The organism is Bacillus sp. FSL K6-2839 (assembly GCF_038003365.1).
Lineage (GTDB): Bacteria > Bacillota > Bacilli > Bacillales > Bacillaceae > Bacillus.
Map to the genome: position 1 here is coordinate 287,404 of NZ_JBBOOZ010000001.1, position 18,800 is coordinate 306,203.

6 protein-coding genes are annotated in these 18,800 nt (G+C 44.4%); all 6 read left to right on the top strand.

The annotated features are described in order from the left end of the window. Positions 1 to 6 precede the first annotated feature (6 nt). From MHH26_RS01300 to MHH26_RS01325, 6 genes are read left to right on the top strand one after another with little or no spacing between them, the layout of a single operon-like run. The gene (locus MHH26_RS01300) at positions 7 to 1,062 is read left to right on the top strand and encodes an HAD-IIIC family phosphatase (protein ID WP_340971917.1); all 1,056 of its coding nucleotides are present in this window, start codon (positions 7 to 9) and stop codon (positions 1,060 to 1,062) included. Positions 1,063 to 1,089: 27 nt separating this feature from the next. Continuing rightward, positions 1,090 to 1,359 carry an acyl carrier protein gene (locus MHH26_RS01305; protein ID WP_034664694.1) on the top strand — a complete coding sequence of 90 codons (270 nt, stop codon included), beginning with the start codon at positions 1,090 to 1,092 and terminating at the stop codon, positions 1,357 to 1,359. Then, the gene (locus MHH26_RS01310) at positions 1,346 to 2,488 is read left to right on the top strand and encodes an acyl-CoA dehydrogenase family protein (protein ID WP_034664692.1); all 1,143 of its coding nucleotides are present in this window, start codon (positions 1,346 to 1,348) and stop codon (positions 2,486 to 2,488) included. The genes MHH26_RS01305 and MHH26_RS01310 overlap by 14 nt, the downstream gene beginning before the upstream one ends. Before the next feature lie 19 nt (positions 2,489 to 2,507). Then, positions 2,508 to 11,597 carry a non-ribosomal peptide synthetase/type I polyketide synthase gene (locus MHH26_RS01315; protein WP_340971922.1) on the top strand — a complete coding sequence of 3,030 codons (9,090 nt, stop codon included), beginning with the start codon at positions 2,508 to 2,510 and terminating at the stop codon, positions 11,595 to 11,597. 20 nt (positions 11,598 to 11,617) lie between these two features. Beyond that, the gene (locus MHH26_RS01320; protein ID WP_334750921.1) at positions 11,618 to 14,287 is read left to right on the top strand and encodes a non-ribosomal peptide synthetase; all 2,670 of its coding nucleotides are present in this window, start codon (positions 11,618 to 11,620) and stop codon (positions 14,285 to 14,287) included. Further along, positions 14,280 to 18,785, top strand: a complete 4,506-nt coding sequence (locus MHH26_RS01325; protein WP_340971924.1) for a type I polyketide synthase — start codon at positions 14,280 to 14,282, stop codon at positions 18,783 to 18,785. The genes MHH26_RS01320 and MHH26_RS01325 overlap by 8 nt, the downstream gene beginning before the upstream one ends. The last annotated feature ends 15 nt before the right edge of the window (positions 18,786 to 18,800 follow it).

Sequence of the window (18,800 nt, forward strand, 5' to 3'; positions counted from 1 at the left end):
AAACAAATGTCTAAGCAAATCAAGTGTGTTGTCTGGGATTTAGATCATACATTATGGGATGGAATTTTACTTGAATCAGATGAAGTGATGTTAAAGCCTTCGATGAAGGAAGTGCTAACAGAATTAGATGAGCGCGGTATCCTTCTTTCTATTGCAAGCCGGAATGATGAAGCAGCCGTGAGGGAAAAGCTCTCCGCCTTTGGGATCGAGCATTTCTTTCTCTATCCAGAGATTCATTGGAATGCCAAATCTAGTTCTTTAGAGAGAATCAGTGAGCGCCTAAATATTCATAAAGATACCATTCTCTTTATTGATGATCAGCCATTTGAAAGAGAAGAAGTGAAGGCTGTTCACCCAGAGATTACGTGCTGGGATGCAGTGGATTATATGTCATTACTCACTGATGATCGGCTGCGTCCAGTCTTTATCACAGAAGATGCCAGACGACGCAGAAGAATGTATTTAGAAGCGGACCAAAGGCAGCAGGAAGAAGAGAAATATGAAGGGCCGCCTGAGAAATTCTTGGCGTCTTTACATATGAAATTCGTGATTTCAGAAGCAGGAGAACAAGACCTCCAGCGAGCTGAAGAACTGACCGTCCGTACCAATCAATTAAATGCGAGCGGGAAAACCTATGATTATGAAGAACTTGATTTCTTCCGTCAATCAGATTCTCACTTGCTGCTTGTCTGTGAACTTGAAGATAAATTCGGTTCCTATGGAAAAATTGGACTCTCATTAATAGAAGAAACAGGCGACACCTGGCATGTCAAACTGCTGCTTATGTCTTGCCGCGTCATGTCTCGTGGTGTCGGGACCATTTTACTCACAACGATTTTGCAAGAAGCGAAAAAGCGAGGAAAGCGCCTTGTGGCTGACTTTAAACAAACCGACCGAAACCGCATGATGTATATCACATACAAGTTTGCGAATTTCAAAGAAATTGAGAAGGGGGAGGATGGCTATATCTTGTTTGAAAATGATTTAAGCATGATTCAGCCTTTCCCAGAATACGTAGATGTCAATATTGAATTAAATCAGAAAGATCCAGCCAAACAATAAAAAAGCGAAAAGCGAGGAGATTAAATCATGAACCTACACGAACAAGTAAGAGCCTATATCGAGCAAAACCTAGTGGTATTTGATGAGGAAATTGAGCTTGGAAATGATGATCATATTTTTGAACAAGGCTTTGTCAATTCTCTATTTGCGATGAAACTAGTGAACTATATCGAACATGATTTTCACTTCCAATTAGATAACGAAGACCTCGACATTGCTCATTTTAGTACGGTCAATCGCATTGTCGCCTTAATTGAGAGAAAACAACAGGGGGCCGCTCTTCATGAAAACAGCTGAACAAACGATCGATGCCATTGAAGAAATACGACAGTATTGCGATGAACATATCCGTCCTTTTGCCAATGAATTCGATGAGACGGAACATTTACCAGAGTCGCTCATTCGAGATATGGCGAAAAGAGGCTACTTGGCAGCAGGTATACCGTCTTCCTATCAAGGGCTGGGGCTTGATCCAATAGCATATGGACAGTTCACGGAACAAGTGGGAAAAGCTTGCTGTAATGTACGGACATTATTGACAGTGAATTCACTCGTAGGAGAAGCCATTCTTCGTTATGGAACAGAAGACCAAAAACAAGGCTGGCTTGTTGAATTAGCTAAAGGAGAAAAAATCGGTGCCTTTGCTTTGTCAGAGCCGAATATTGGTTCAGATGCCAATCATGTTGAAACAAGCTATCAAAAAGAAGGACAATCCTATGTATTAAATGGGAAGAAAAAGTGGATTTCCTTTGGTGCGATTGCAGATTTCTTTATTGTGATTGCAAGAGACGGTGAACAAGTCACGGCATTCCTTGTCGATCGAGATCAGCCGGGTGTAGAGATTGAGAGAATTACAGGAATGATGGCCAATCGAGCATCATATTTAGCGGAAATCACCCTCGATCATGTCCAGGTGCATGAAGACTGTGTCTTAGGACCAGTTGGGGGCGGATTTAACCACGTGGTGTCACTCGCATTAGACCATGGAAGATACAGTGTCGCTTGGGCAGGACTTGCCATTGCACAAGAAGCCGTTGATTCTCTTGTCACGTATTCACGTAAAAGAACACAGTTTAATGAAAAATTGTACAAGCATCAAATGATCAAAGGCATGATTGGAGATGCGGTTACCCAGCTCCATGCAGCGAGAGCCTTATGCCTAAAGGCTGGAGAAATGAGAGAAGCGAATCATCCTGATGCGATCACAGAAACATCCATTGCAAAATATTTCACCTCTAAAATCGCCGTTGACATTACAAATACAAATGTCCAAATCCATGGCGGAAGTGGATTTAGCCGGGAAAACTCAGCTTCAAGACTATATCGTGAAGCGAAGGTGCTTGAAATTATTGAAGGAACTTCGCAAATTCAGCAGCAGGTTATTGCTAACTATGGTTTACGCCATTATTTCGTGAAACATTCTTAGAGAGAAAGGAGATGATCCCATGGCTTTACAGCCGCAGAAGCTGGATAAACAGAACATTGAAAATATGTTAGGTATCACTACGATCCAAGAGGGACTGCTGTTTCATCATTTAATGGAACCGAACGGAACAGCTTATTTTGAACAACTGCTGATCGAAATAGACGGACCGATAGATCGAGACATTTTTGAACAATCATGGACGAATGTCACCAAACAGCATGAAATGCTTAGAACATTGTTCAGATGGCAGGAACTCGCAAGACCAGTACAAATTGTGCTGAAGCAGCACCAGCCAGACATTCGATATCGTGATTTGACACAAGCTAAGGAGCCTCTTCATGTGCTGAAAGAGGAGGTGACGGCACAGAACCGAGAAGAACGCTTTGATCTGCAGGAAGTCCCATTTCGCCTGACGTTATGTGAAGTGAATGATGAAGTCAGCTGGGTTCTCATTAGCTTCCATCACATTTTATTGGACGGATGGAGCCTTGGGATTGTATTAAGCGATTGGATGAGTGCATATGAGCGCTTATCGAATGGGGACAAACCTCTTCTTGAACAAAGACCGTCCTACCAATCATTTGTCAAATGGCAGCAGAAAAACCTTCAACAGACAGAAGCACAAGCCGACTATTGGAAAAATGTTTTCAATGGCTGGAGTTATGCAGAACTGCTTCCGAAGTCAAGCGGCGCATATGAAAATTCAGAAGTTTTTCATCAATATGAACATCAAGTGGATACTTCCATTGCGGAGAGCCTGAGCAAATTCACGAATCAATATGACGTGACGCTCGCATCTGTGATGTATACGCTGTGGGGAGTTTTGCTATCTAAGTATGCCAACCAAGATGATATTGTCTTTGGGACAACAGTATCAGGGAGAAATGCGGATGTCCCTCATATTGAAAAGATGACAGGGCTGTTCATTAACACATTGCCGCTGCGGGTCTCATTCGAACAAGAGCGGCCGATTCTTGAACAGATGCAGGAAGTGAGTCGTGAGATAGCTGTAAGAAATGAATATGAACATACACCGCTATCTGATTTAAAGAAATATGCAGGAATGACGGCAGAGCAATCGTTATTTGATTCAATCGTCGTCATTGAAAACTATCCACTAGATCAAATGCTCACGAAAAACGATCAGCCTATTCGTATTCGTGGATTTGAGATGACTGAGCAGACAGAATTCGATCTCACGCTTAGTGTCCAGGCGTTTGATGATCAGCTGCACTTTTCATTGGTGTATAACCCCGTCAGCTTTTCAGCTGAACAAATCGAAAAGTGGTGTCAGCATTTTCTTCATCTCCTGTCTGATGCCTGTGCTCATCCGCACAAATCTGCTGCTCAGCTACAGCTGCTATCAGAAGAAGAGAAAGAAAAGCAATTAGCGGTCTTCCGGCAGTATGGCGGGGCAACATCTAGCAATGAACCAACGGTGATTGACCTTTTTGAAGCACAAGTGGAACGAACGCCAGCGGCAGCCGCAGTTGAGTTTGGCGATACGACGGTTACATATGAACAACTCAATAAGAGAGTGAACCAGCTCGCACATTATTTACAAAACAAAGGAGTCAAACAGGAGCAGCGTGTCGGCATTTTAGCAGAGCATTCCATTGAAATGGTGATAGCATGCTTAGCGATCTTAAAAGCTGGCGGTGCATACGTACCGATTGATCCTGAATACCCGCAGGAACGAATAGAATATCTATTAGAAGACAGCGGAGTAGAATGGCTCTTAACTCATCCAATTAAAGGGCTCACCTATGCTTATCATGGAGAAAAAATTGATATCACACAGCCGGATCTATACACCGGACCATCAGACAACTTGGCAGAAGCCATCACCTCAGACCAAACAGCCTACTGCATTTATACATCAGGTACGACCGGAAGACCTAAAGGTGTACTCATTCATCATCTTGGCTTAGCCAACTATATTGATTGGGCGAAGCAAGTATATGTTCGAGGAGAAACAAGGCATTTTGCTTTGTATACTTCACTGTCCTTTGACCTGACGGTTACTTCTATTTTCACGCCGCTCATTTCAGGAAATACCATCATGATTTACCACCATGAAAACCGGCAGCTGCTTGTCGAAGACATCATAAAAGATAATCGCGTACATGTGATGAAACTGACACCATCTCATTTACAGTTTATTAAGCATTTGTCTTTCCCAGACAGCCAAATGAAATGTTTCATTTTAGGCGGAGAACAACTGGAAACATCTCTAGCGAAATCCATTCAGCAGTCCTTCCCGCAGCCAATTGAAATTGTGAATGAATATGGACCAACTGAAACGGTGGTTGGCTGCATGATTCATCGATATGACCAGGATTTTGATCAAGACGTGTATGTACCGATTGGAAAGCCTGCACAGCATACAGATATTCTTCTTTTTGACAGACATATGAATCTCATGCCGGAAGGAACCGTCGGTGAATTATATATTGGCGGGAAAGGTGTCGCAAAAGGGTATTTGAATCGACCGGAACTCACCGAAGAAAGGTTTGTCGATCACCCTTTCCAGCCAGGTGAAAAAATTTATAAAACAGGTGATGCAGCCCGCATTCTGCCTAATGGGCTCATTCAATTTTTAGGTCGAAATGATGATCAAGTGAAGCTGAGAGGCTATCGTATTGAAACAGGTGAAATTGAATTTTGGCTGAATGAACAGCCAGGTATGAAAGCAGCAGCTGTTGTTGTAAAGCCAGATGCTTCTGGTACACCATGTTTGGCCGCATATGTTGTCACGACAGCCAGACTTGATCAAGCTGCAATGAAACAAGCGTTGGCTGATCAGCTGCCGGATTATATGATCCCAACTCACTTTGTTCAATTGGATGATATGCCCCTGACTGCCAATGGCAAACTAGATAAACGGGCATTACCTGCTTTGAAACAGGCGGAGCAAACGAATAAGCAGGCGGGCGCTGCCCATCTTTCTGATACTGAGAAAGTCATTCAAGACATCTGGAAAAAAGTCCTCGGCTTAGATGAGGTAAGTGTTCATGACAAATTCTTTGACATTGGCGGGCATTCACTCAACTTAATCCACGTCAATCAACAGCTCGCTAAGCAATTGAATCAAAGCATTCCAATGGTCGAAATGTTCCGCCGTCCAACGATTAGAGAGCTTGCCGCATATTTAAGCGGCGATTCAGAGCAGGTAGCGGCAGACGCGCAGCCTGTGAAACAAAAGACAAGAAAAGCCAATGAGCCGATTGCCATTATTGGAATGGCTGGTAAATTCCCTGGTGCGAAAAATGTTGAGGCATTTTGGCGAAATTTGAAGAATGGAGAAGAATCAATTTCCTTCTTTTCCGATGAAGAACTGCTTGAAGCTGGTATTGACCGTCAGACCTTCGAACGACCCGATTATGTGAGGGCAAAAGGTGTGATTGATGGACCTGATTTATTTGATGCATCCTTCTTCGGTTATTCGCCAGGTCAGGCAGAAATGATGGATCCTCAAATACGTCTTCTCCATGAGTACGCCTATAAGGCGCTGGAAGATGCGGGGTATGTGCAAGAAGATTATACGGGTAAGGTCGGGTTGTTTACGGGGTCCACATCGAACTTCCAATGGATTCAGCGTTTTGCCTCTTCCCTTGATAGCAGTATGTCAGAGCTGTTTGAAGTGGGTTCACTCAATGATACGTACACCGTAAGTACAAGAATTGCCCATAAATTGAATTTGAAAGGACCGGCGCTTACGCTGCAAACCGCTTGTTCAACTTCTTTGGTCGCCTTGCATTTGGCCTGTCAATCCATTGCGAATGGTGATTCAGATGTAGCTCTTGCGGGAGGTGTGTCGATTCTGCACCCAGTGAAATCAGGCTACGTTTATCAGCAGAACATGGTGAAATCAAGTGATGGCCACTGCCGCGCCTTTGACGATCAAGCGGATGGAACTGTTGGCGGAGATGGTGTTGGTCTTGTTGCTTTAAAAGCACTTAGTGAAGCCATAGAAGATGGCGACCATATTTATGCGGTCATTAAGGGCTCTGCCATCAACAATGATGGTGATCAAAAGGTTGGTTTCAATGCTCCAAGCGTCGAAGGACAGACACGTGTCATTCAGGATGCTCTAAATCAAGCAGATGTTTCACCAGATACGATTGAATATGTGGAAACACATGGAACTGGAACATCACTTGGTGATCCGATTGAAATAGAGGCGCTCACAAAGGCTTTCGACACAGAGAAAAAACAATTTTGCCGTATTGGGTCTGTCAAAACCAATATTGGACATTTGGATGCAGCGGCAGGAGCAGCTGGCTTGATCAAAGCTGTGCTTTCGCTTCAGCATCACACATTTGTACCTAGTCTTCACTTCAAAAAAGCCAATGAAAACATTGCATTTGAGCATAGCCCTTTCTTTGTAAACACTGAGCTGACTGACTGGAAGCAGCCAGCTTCACATTTGCGGCGGGCTGGGGTGAGCTCATTTGGAATGGGTGGAACCAATGCACATGTCATATTAGAAGAAGCACCACAAAGAGATCGTCAGCAAATGCCTCGTTCTGCTGAGCTGCTTGTTCTTTCAGCAAAGAGCAAAACGAGCTTGGAACGAATGAAAGACAAACTCGTAAACCAAATAGAAAACACGCCTTCTATCAATTTGGCAGACGCAGCTTATACTCTGCAAACAGGAAGACAGTTCTTTGGTTTCCGTCAGGCATTTGTTGCGGCAAGCAGAGAAGATGCTTTGCGAGTATTAACAGAAAAGCAAGGCAAGGGCATTGGAAAGCTCATGCATTCGCATGTGGAGCAACAAAAGATTATTTTTATGTTTTCTGGACAAGGCAATCAATATCTCAATATGGGATTAGATTTGTACCGGGAAGAGCCTTACTTTAAGAAGCAAATGGATGCTTGTTTTCAAGCATATGAAGAAGCAACGGGGCGAAGTCTTGCCCGTATTCTTTACCCATTAGCGGCTGAAACAGACAAGGCGCGTGAAAAATTAGCAAGTACTCAATATGCACAGCCGGCCATTTTTGCCATTGAATATGCCTTATCCATGCTCTTCATTGAATGGGGCATTCGTCCTGATGCAATGATCGGCTATAGCTTTGGCGAATTAACGGCGGCCGCTATATCAGGGCTATTCAGCTTAAAGGACGCAATGTCCATGGTCGCCTATCGTGCGAATGCGATGCAATCGTCACCAGCTGGCGTCATGATGAGTGTTCCATTACCTGAGGCAGAGCTAAAACCGATGCTTCCAAATAATATTTCTCTCGCGGTTGTCAATGATTCATCATGTATCGTGTCAGGTCTAGAAGAGGCGATAAGTGAATTTGAACAAGAGCTGAAAAGCAACAGATTGATGTGTATGCGGTTAGGTGGAACCATTGCTGCCCACTCACATGTCATGAAGGAGGCAGCGGAGCAATTCGGAGAAAAATTAAAGCATATGAAAGCCAAAACACTTCGTATTCCATTTATTTCGAATTTGTCAGGAGATTGGATGACAGATACGAGTGCGAAAGATATGTCTTATTGGAAAAGGCATATGACCGATACAGTTCGCTTTGCTGAAGGCATCACAAATATTTTACAAGAGGACAATATTCAATTAATTGAGATTGGACCAGGACAAGATTTAAGCGTGATGGTCAACAGGTCATTGAACGGCCTGAATCAGCATGTATGTCATGTGCTCAGACATGCAAAACAAGATGTGACGGATACAGAATTTTTACTTGGGCAGATCGGACGTCTATGGACAAACGGATTATCCATTGATTGGAACAGGTTCCATCTAAACCGTCAGCCGCGGAAAATGCCGCTGCCAACGTATGCGTTTGATCAAACTTCCTATTGGTATGATGCAGCAGATCGTGTAAAGCACGAAAAACCAAAGCAGTCTGGACGAAAGCAGCAAATGGATGAATGGTTCTATACCCCTCATTGGGAAGCGGATCTTTTACCTTGCGTGCCATCAGATGATTCGTCTGCCGGAGCCTTGCTTTTGTTTGCAGAGCCATCTGCTTTCGGAGAGAAGATTGCGGCTGAGCTCCTGACGAAACGGAACGAGTTCGTAGTGGTTCGTAAAGGAAATGAATTTACGAAGCATGACGAAAAAAGCTATACCATTCGGTCACATGAGCCATCTGATTATGAAAGGCTCATATCAAATCTGGCAGATGACGAAATCAACGTGTCAGAAGTTTGTCATCTATGGGGGCTTTCAGAACGACAGCCATCTCACACGGAAGAAGAATGGGTGAAGCAAACGCAGCAAGATGCTTATTACTCCTTGCTTTATATCGGCCAGGCATTGAAAAAATATGTTTTGGACCAAAAGGTATCGATTACCGTTCTTTCCTCATTGACGTATGCCGTTGGCGGGGAGCCTGAACTTTATCCTGAAAAAGCGATCCATCTAGGACCTGCCATGGTTATATCACAAGAAACACCGAACTTGCGTTACCGCATTCTTGATATTGATCGCCCGGTGGAAAATGGGGTTCAAGAAAAGCGATTGCTGAAGCAAATAAGCGATGAGCTAGATCGATCGTATGGACCGCTTCTCACGGTCTATCGACGAAATAAGCGATATGTGAAAAAGTATGCGAAAGGTTCAGTTCCCGAAACAGGACATGCTCATTTGGCTAAAAAAGATGGTGTCTACATTTTAATTGGCGGACTTGGGTTTATTGGATTGAATATCGCTCAGACTTTGGCCGAGCAAACGAAGGGAACCTTAATCTTAACGAGCAGGTCTGGACTCCCTGATAGAAGCAAGTGGCAAGAATGGCTGTCTACGCACGATGAACAGAATCCAACAAAGAAAAAAATACAAAAGGTAATGGCACTGGAAGAGACAGGCGCAGACGTTCTCATACAGAAAGTAGACGTTCGTCACAGGGAAGATATCCAGCAATTGATCAACACAGTGGATGCGTCATATGGACAGATCGACGGTGTGATCTATGCAGCTGGAGTGACAGGCGACCAATCTTTCCGGGTGCTGGAGCAAACAGATGTCACATTTTCGGAGCCGCATTTTGAAGCGAAGATGAATGGCGTACTTCATCTTGATGCCGCCTTAGGTGATCGATCCCTTGATTTCTGTTTTGTACTGTCATCTTTGTCACCGATCTTGGGCGGACTCGGTTTTACAGCCTATACAGCTGTGAATCATTTCATCGATGCGTACGTGTATGAACGCAATCTACGTTCAGAAACACAGTGGTCTGTCATTAGCTTTGACGGCTGGGAATTTGAGCAGGGGAAGCAGCTCGATCTTCCAATCGGAGATGATGTCACCGAAACGTTAATTACAGAAAAAGAAGGAAGAATGATCTTTGAACGATTGCTTTCACTGGATCAAGTGGAACAAATGGTTATTTCGACAACATCTTTACATGATCGTATTCACAGATATGTAGACCGTTTATCCCGTGAGGAAGAGAGCGGCGGAGAGCATGTACAAGATGGAAACTTGTATTCTCGGCCAGCGCTTTCAACGAATTATGCGGCACCTGAAACAGAGCTGGAGAAGGAATTAAGTCAACATTGGCAAGCATTCTTTAAGATTGATGAAATTGGCATAGATGATCATTTCTTTGAAATGGGTGGAGATTCTCTTAAGGCGATTACCTTCATTGGCATCATTCATCGTGCATTTAGTGTAGAGCTGACACTGCCACAATTTTTCCAAATACCTACGATACGATTAATGGCAGCATATATCGACCAAGCAGATACTGCTGCTTATCATGCGATTGAAAAAGCCGAAGTGAAGGAGCATTATCCTCTGTCGTCTGCGCAAAAACGGTTGTATCTCATGCAGCAAATGGATGTAAACAGCACAGGATACAACGAGTTTAAAGCGGGACGAATCAAAGGAAAACTCGATATCAGCAGGTTGGAATGGGCTTTTCAGCAGCTCATTAAGAGACACGAAAGTTTGCGGACAGCGTTTGTACTAGAGAATGGCGTCCCTTATCAAAAGATTGAAGAAGAGGTACCATTTGCAGTCACATTGTTTGACCTCACAAAGGGATCGACACAAGGATCTGAGGAAGATCAAAAACAAGTGATTGAACAATTTTTGACTGCCTTTACGTTAAGTGAGGCTCCATTGATGAGAGTCGGTGTGATGAAGCTGGCAGAAGAGGAATTCGTGCTCATGCTGGACATGCACCACATTATCTCAGACGGTCTTTCTCAAGATATTTTGGTCAACGACTTTATGCAGTTATATGACGGCAGGACGCTTGAGCCTCTCGCTCTGCAATATAAAGATTTTTCAGAATGGCAAAATGACATGCTTGCGTCTGAAGCACTGAAAGAATCGAGTGATTACTGGAAAAACCGGTTAGAGGGTGCCCCGCTGCTTGATCTGCCAACAGATTTCGATCGGCCAGAGGTGAGACAATTCCGCGGCGGACATTATACATTCCGTATAGAAGAAGCAGAGCTGAACGCGTTTAAGCAAATGATTTTAAAAGAAGACGCCACACTGTTTATGGGTCTGTTAAGTGTGTATCAGATTTTGCTTCATAAATTAAGCGGACAATCAGATATCACGGTCGGGGTTCCGGTAGCAGGCAGAAAACAAGAGGAGCTGCAGCAAGTCATCGGTATCTTTGTCAATATGCTGCCACTTCGTTTATATCCTAAAGCAGAGCTGACGTACCAGCAATTCCTTCAGGATGTGAAGGCACATGTCATCGGTGATTTCGGACATCAAGAATATCAATATGAACAAATGGTTCAAGACCTCCAGTTAAGCCGGAGTGTCAGCCGGAATCTATTGTTTGATGCTGTGTTCGCTTTGCAAAATATGAATCAGCCAGAACTGAAGGTAGGCGGTTTAACCTTTAGTGATTATCCGTATGAGACAGGAACGTCGCGCTTTGATTTACTCTGGATTGCGTATGAGCAGGAAGACGGTCTTTCTTCAACGATTGAATATAATACTGAGCTATTCAGTGAGGAAACCATTCAGCGGATTGCAGGCTTGCTGAAAGACATCATGCGGGCTGTTTCAGCAGATGCGATGAGAATAGAAGAGATCGAACTGACTTCTTCATTCAAGCAATTAGACGACGTATCTCTTTTCGAATTAGATGACTTAAAAATATAAGTAAAGAGGTGAATGGAAGAGTGATTGAACATGATGATTTTCAACTGAAAGCAGCGGCGAAGGAAAGGGCGTTAGAAAGAGTCTACTGGACATCTGTCTTATCAGGTGTACAACTGGATGGCCGGATCCCTCATACGGTTTCACAAGCCCATTCTGCTGCAATGAACCGATCGCTTCATTCGTCCTTCCCTGTGGCTATGAACCATTCGTTAAAGCAATTATGTGGAGATTCTGATTTGCGCCTGTTTATCGTGCTGACCACAGCTGCTTTTGGCTTGCTTCAACGTTATAGCGGAAAAACTGAGTTGATGGTGACTGTTCCTACAATGGAACAGTCTGCCAATCAATCAGCCATTAATCATATGCTGCCGCTTAAGGCAGAGATTGAGCCTCATATGAGCTTTAGCGCAGGGCTAGAGGCAGTGAAACAATCGTTTCAGGAGGCAGTGCGTCATCAAAACTATCCTGTTCATATTTTAATGGATGAGCTTTGGCATTCAGTAGGAGAAGACAAGAGGCGTGTCAATCTGGCATGTGCGTTTGAGACATTGCATGGGCATGCTGACCGAGAGCAGCTGCATGCAGATGTGCTCATTGTTTGGAAGAAAGAACAAGATCACCTTCATGCTGAAGTTCACTGGGATGCTTCCATTTATGACGATCAAATGATGGAGCAGTTCTCCAGACATTTCATGACACTCACAGAGCAATGTCTCAAAACGCCTGAACAAGCGATGAGCACACACTCATTTTTATCTGATATGGAGAAAAGTCAGCTGTTTGATTCGTTTCAAGGAGAGTTGCTCGCTTATCCAGTGGATCGTGATATTGTGTCGTTATTTCAAGAACAAGTCCAATTGCATCCAGCACGAACGGCCGTTATGTTTGGCACAACCTCCTATACATATGAAGAGGTTGATGATTTATCGGATCGCATTGCGCTTAGACTGTCTCAAAGTGAGATGACACGTGAGACTCCAGTTGGTCTCAGAATGAACCGGTCTGCTGAACTGGTCATTGCCATTCTTGGCATCTTAAAGGCTGGCTATGCTTATTTACCGATTGATGTCCATCTGCCGATCGAAAGAATTCGGTATATGCTCAAAAACAGCGGCGCTGCAGCTATTGTCTCGGATGCAGACGGACATGAAGGGTTGGATGTCGAGGTTCATGTTATTCAAGACATGCTTCAAGAATCGCCAATAAAAGAGAATCTGACTTGGTCTATTTCGCCTTCGGATATGGCGTATGTCCTGTATACATCAGGAACGACAGGGCATCCAAAAGGGGTCGTTATTGAACATCGTCATGTCATTAATTTGGTATATGGAATGAAAACGCGCTTTTTTGATCTGCTCCCTGATCCTTTGCAAGTAGGGATGCTGGCTTCACACATTTTTGATGCGTCTGTTCAAACATTGTTCCCGGCATTGCTCCTCGGGCATACGCTGCATATTGCCAAAGATGAAGTCCGTATGGATGGGCATGCGTTATGGTCGTTTTACCAAGAAAACCACATTCAGCTGTCAGATGTGACCCCTTCTCACTTAAAGCTGATGAACAAGGCAGCAGCGCAATCGAAACAAGACCTGCCTGCTTTGAACATGCTGCTGGTGGGCGGAGAGGTGTTCACAAAAGAGCTGATGGATCAATTTTTACAGCATGTATCAGGTGAAAAACCGATCATGATTAATGCGTATGGGCCGACTGAATGTACGGTTCAGTCATCATCCTTTTTGATTCCCCATGACTGGGACGAGCAGGTCATTCCTATTGGGCAGCCGATGCCGAATGAGCATATTTTCATATGTGACGCGCAAGGGGAGCCAGTTCCGATTGGCGTCTTTGGCGAACTATATATAGCAGGCGATGGTGTAGGTCGTGGGTACATCAATCACCCTGATCTGAGCATGGAGAAATTTATCAAAAAACCAGAGCTGAGCAGCGGGATGTTATACGGTACGGGAGACCTTGCAAGATGGCGGTTTGATGGGTTGATAGAATTTGCTAAAAGAAACGATGGCCAAGTGAAAATCAGAGGATATCGAATTGAGCTCGAGGAGATCCGCAGAGCCATTCTTGATGACCCGCATATGCAAGGACTGATTCAAGATGTCATTGTCATTCCTAAGGAAACGAAGGATCAGGACCAATACATTTGCGCATATATGATGGCAAAACAAGCGATAGATCAGCGTGCGCTTCGTCAGTCTTTAAGTGAAAGGTTACCAGGTTATATGGTGCCGAGGCATGTCATTCAAATAGAACAATTTCCTTTGAATCTATCAGGGAAATTGGATATCCAAGCACTGCCGAATCCAGAAGATCAAGTGGCAGGCAATCAAGAGCCGTTGACCATTCAAGCACATAATGAAACAGAGCAGAAGCTTGTTCGCATTTTCGCATCTATTTTACAAGTCCCTGCTGCGCAGATTCGTATAGATGAACCGTTTTTCGATTTAGGCGGGAACTCTTTTAATATCGTTGAGCTGTCCAATAAAGTGAAAGAGGAATTTCAGCAGGAGCTGACAGTGATGGAGCTGTTCCAATATACAACTGTTTCGCAAATAGCCGCTCAATTAAGAAACAAAGTCTCAGGGCAAGAGAAACAGATCGAAAATGATGGAGAAAATGAAGCGGATGACTTAGAAAGTGCCGCTCAACTGTTAGGCGGGATGATAGATGAGTAAGTTCACAGGATTAGAGGTTGCAGTGGTTGGGATGGCCTGCCGTTTTCCGGGAGCAAAGAATATTCATCACTTTTGGGACAACCTTGCAAATGGAAGAGAGTCCATTACGTTCTTTTCGAAGGAAGAGCTGCTTGAGGCAGGGGTTGAGAAAAAAGCATTAGACCATGAGCAATATGTACGTGCTAAAGGAGCAGTCGATCAGCATGATCACTTTGATGCAGATTTCTTTGGTTATTCACAGCGTGAAGCAGAAGTAATGGACCCGCAAATCCGCATGTTTCATGAGGTGGCATGGGAATCCCTTGAAGATGCAGGCTATAACCCTGAAACCTATCAGGAACCGATTGGTTTATTTGGAGCTGCTTCTGCTAATTTATATTGGCAAGCTGCTTCCATGCTGATGAGAACGAATCACTCATCTGAACAATTTGCGGCTGTTCAGTTAACAGATAAAGATTTCATGAACACAAAGGTATCCTACAAATTGAATTTGAAGGGACCGAGCGTAGCTGTTGATACAGCTTGTTCCTCCTCTTTGACTGCCATTCATATGGCGGCGCGCGCCCTGATTACCGGAGAATGTAAAATGGCACTCGCAGGCGGCGTCACCATTACGACCCCTCACAAAAAAGGATACATGTATCAAGAGGGCATGATCATGTCGCCAGATGGGCACTGCCAGGCTTTTGATGAACAGGCAGAAGGAACCGTTGGCGGCGAGGGCTGCGGTGTTGTTGTGCTCAAATCATTAAAGCAGGCACTAAAGGATAAGGACCATATCTATGGCGTGATTAAAGGTTCAGCCTATAACAATGACGGCGGGCGGAAGGTTGGCTACACAGCACCAAGTATAGAAGGACAAAGCGAAGTCATTAAAAAGGCACTCAACATCAGTCGTGTAGAAGCTGAGAGTATATCTTATATTGAAGCACATGGCACAGGTACGACTCTTGGAGATCCAGTTGAAATTGAGTCACTAAAGCAAGCTTTTCAAACGGATAAAAAACAGTTTTGTGCGATTGGGTCTGTGAAAACCAATATTGGTCATCTTGACTCAGCCGCAGGGATTGCAGGTTTTATCAAGACAACGCTTAGTCTGTACCATCAGATGCTGCCGCCTAGCCTTCATTATAAAAAACCGAATCCGAAAATTGATTTTGAATCAAGCCCATTTTATGTAAATACAACACCTGTACCATGGACGAAATCAGAGCAGCCGCTGCGTGCCGGGGTCAGTTCATTTGGAGTCGGCGGAACGAATGTACATCTGATCATGGAAGAGGCACCCGCCGCCGACAAACCGTCAGTAGAAAGAGATCATGAGCTAATGGTGATTTCGGCAAGATCGAAGCAGGCGGTTCAAAAGTCTGCTGAACAAATGACATCTTATTTAAAAGAACATAAGCATGTCACACTATCCGATGCTGCATTTACCCTGCAAGAGGGACGAAAGCATTTTCCTTATCGACAAGCTTTTCTTGCAGGTCCGGGCCGCACATTCCAGTCAGCCGGCCAGCCGCAAAAGGCCTTTCAACAGCCTGCGATCGTTTGGATGTTTTCTGGTCAAGGTGCTCAGTATGTGAATATGGGCAAGGATTTATATGAGAAAGACCCTGAATTTAAACAAACGCTTCAGAAATGTTTTGCCATCATTTTATCGTTATCAGGTGTTGAGATCGAGAACGTGTTATATCCAACAACCGAAGAAGAGTTCATAGAAGCAGAACAACTCATGCAGCAAACATCATATACACAAATCATCTTGTTTAGTTTTGAGTATGCGCTCGCATCGAAGCTGATGGGACTAGGCATACGTCCGCATTATTTCATTGGTCATAGTATTGGAGAAATCACAGCTGCCTGCGTGGCCGGTATGATCAACCTTGAAGATGCCATCCGGATCGTTTTAAAAAGAGGCAGTTTGATGCAAAAAATGCCTCCAGGTGAAATGGCCGGTGTGTCACTCCCTGCCGAAGAGATTAAACATGATCTTCCAGAAGGTGTCGAGCTTTCTGCAGTGAATAGCTCACAATTATCCGTTGTTTCCGGTCCTTCAGAACGGTTACAGATTTATCTCGAACAAGCTGAAAAAAGAGGAGCTTCTGTCCAAAAGCTGAAAACCTCTCACGCCTTTCATACGAGTATGATGGATGAAGCGTCCGAACAGTTTAAGAACGTTCTCTCGGAGATCACCTACCAGCAGGGCGAGATTCCGATCCTTTCGAATGTGACAGGGAGCTGGTTAACAAATGAACAAGCCGCATCACCTGATTACTGGGCATCTCATATCAGGCAGCCTGTTTTATTTAGTCAAGGAGTAGAGACGTTACTTGGACTTGGAGAAGTGGTTTTCATTGAAGTGGGGCCAGGTCATACGTTGACTCAATTTGTGAGACGACATGATGACTATGATGTGAACAAAGCAGCGGCTGTTTCATTGGTGAGACATCCAAAAGAACAAGCTGCTGATGATGAATATATGAAAAAGGCTATAGGGAAGCTGTGGAGTTTCGGAGTGGAACCGAATTGGAGCGCTGTCAGAAAAGAAAAGGCCCCATATCGAGTGTCACTGCCAACATATCCATTCGAGCATCAAATATTCCCCTCTCCGCAGTTTAAAGCGGATCAGCTGATGACCGCTTTAGCGCCATCAGAAAAGGGGGAGAAACTCTCAGCTGATTTTCAAGACTGGTTTTACATCCCGGTATGGGAGCGCTCTGCACCTGTACTAAAAGAGCAGCATCATCAAGGGAAGCGTATCTTGGTTTTTGAGAAAAATGGTCATATTGGCGCCTATTTGAAAGAACGGCATGCAGAGGTTGTCAGCGTCTGTCAAAGTGATCATACGATCAAAGAAAATGACCAGTTGATGAAGGCTGACGTTCATATGCTGTCACACTTAGAGTGGGTGATGGCTGAACTGCAGCAATCTGGATTTATACCGGAAGAGATCATCTGGATGCATGATGAACTAACAGAAGATACCGATGATCAGCCAAACTACTTATCTGTGCTCGATCTCGTCAGGCTGATCAGCCAGCATCATAACACAGCCTTGCGTCTTCATCTCGTGACAAACCAAGCGCATGATGTAATCGGGATGGAGAAGGTCAATCCTCTTCAAGCAACATGTACTGGACTGGCTCTGACCATTCCTCAAGAATATCAGCATATTGCGTGTCAGCACATTGATTTATGTCAGGAAACAAAGGCGGACTGGCCGCTTTTTCTTTCATATGAGGTTGCAATGCACGATCAAGATGCGGTCGTGGCGTATCGGGGGAACAGCAGGTGGGTTCGAAAAGCTTCAAGTACACCTTTAAGCAAAGAGGAATCGTCCACGCAGCCTATCAGGACTCATGGTGTTTACCTCATGACCGGCGGTATGGGGGGCATTGGCTTCACATTAGCTAAACATTTAGCAGAAACGTATCAAGCGAAACTTATGTTCATGAGCCGAGTACAAATACGTGAACGCTCTGCATGGCATGAGCTTCGTGATGCAGATGGGAAAGAAGCTGAGACCGTGAAAAAGCTGATGACTCTTGAAGAGTTAGGAGCTGATGTACAAGTTGTACACGGTGATGTGTCAGATCAAGATGCTGTGCAGAAAGCGGTCCAGCTGGCTCATACGTCATTTGGTGATTTACATGGTGTCATTCATGCGGCAGGAGAGGCAGATGGGAAGATCATCCAAGCAAGAACAGCAGACGATGAAATTCGCATGTGTCAGGCAAAAATCAACGGGACCTATGTGCTGGATGAAGCACTCAAGGATGAAACGCTCGACTTCTTTTTACTTTGTTCGTCCCTTGTGTCCTTTCTTGGAGCGGCTGGACAAGTGGCTTATGCGGCTTCCAATGCTTTTATGGACAGCTTTGCTCATGCGAAGAGGCAGGAAGGGAAGCCAGTGATTTCTTTAAACTGGGATCGGTGGGAAAAAGTCGGTATGGCACACGACTCAGCATTAGCGGCCAAAGTCAATGACATGATGGCACTTGAGGAGCAGGCAGGAATTTTACCAGAACAAGGGGTAAAGGCCTTTCAGGAAGTGCTGCGTCTAGATTATCCGCAAATTCTTGTTTCCGTTCGAGACATGGGTGAGAGAATGAAACATCGCTTAACACCTATGCAGCAGGAAGAAGAGCCGTCTCAAGAAATATCGCAGGTCATAGATGATCGTCTAGAAACATCATTGAGTGATGTACTCAGCTCCTTTTTTCATCATGAACCGGATGTGAATGAGAACTTCTTTGAAATGGGTGCGACATCCCTTGATTTGCTGCAGATGAGCGGTCATATCAAATCAATTTATGGCATAGAGGTTCCGGTGGTCATGATGTATAGCCATCCGACGATCGCGTCATTGGCTGCAGAACTGAAGAAGATACATGGAGTAAAGGAAGAAAAGCAAGCTGTCACTGAATCATCTAATCTCCGTAAACAGGCGATGGCAGATGGGAAAAACCGCCGTAAACAGAGATTAAAACGAAAATAGATGGGAGAAATGCAG

Coding starts and splice junctions, on each gene's coding strand:
- MHH26_RS01300 (WP_340971917.1), top strand. CDS start 7: ATGTCTAAGCAAATCAAGTGTGTTGTCTGGGATTTAGATCATACATTA.
- MHH26_RS01305 (WP_034664694.1), top strand. CDS start 1,090: ATGAACCTACACGAACAAGTAAGAGCCTATATCGAGCAAAACCTAGTG.
- MHH26_RS01310 (WP_034664692.1), top strand. CDS start 1,346: ATGAAAACAGCTGAACAAACGATCGATGCCATTGAAGAAATACGACAG.
- MHH26_RS01315 (WP_340971922.1), top strand. CDS start 2,508: ATGGCTTTACAGCCGCAGAAGCTGGATAAACAGAACATTGAAAATATG.
- MHH26_RS01325 (WP_340971924.1), top strand. CDS start 14,280: ATGAGTAAGTTCACAGGATTAGAGGTTGCAGTGGTTGGGATGGCCTGC.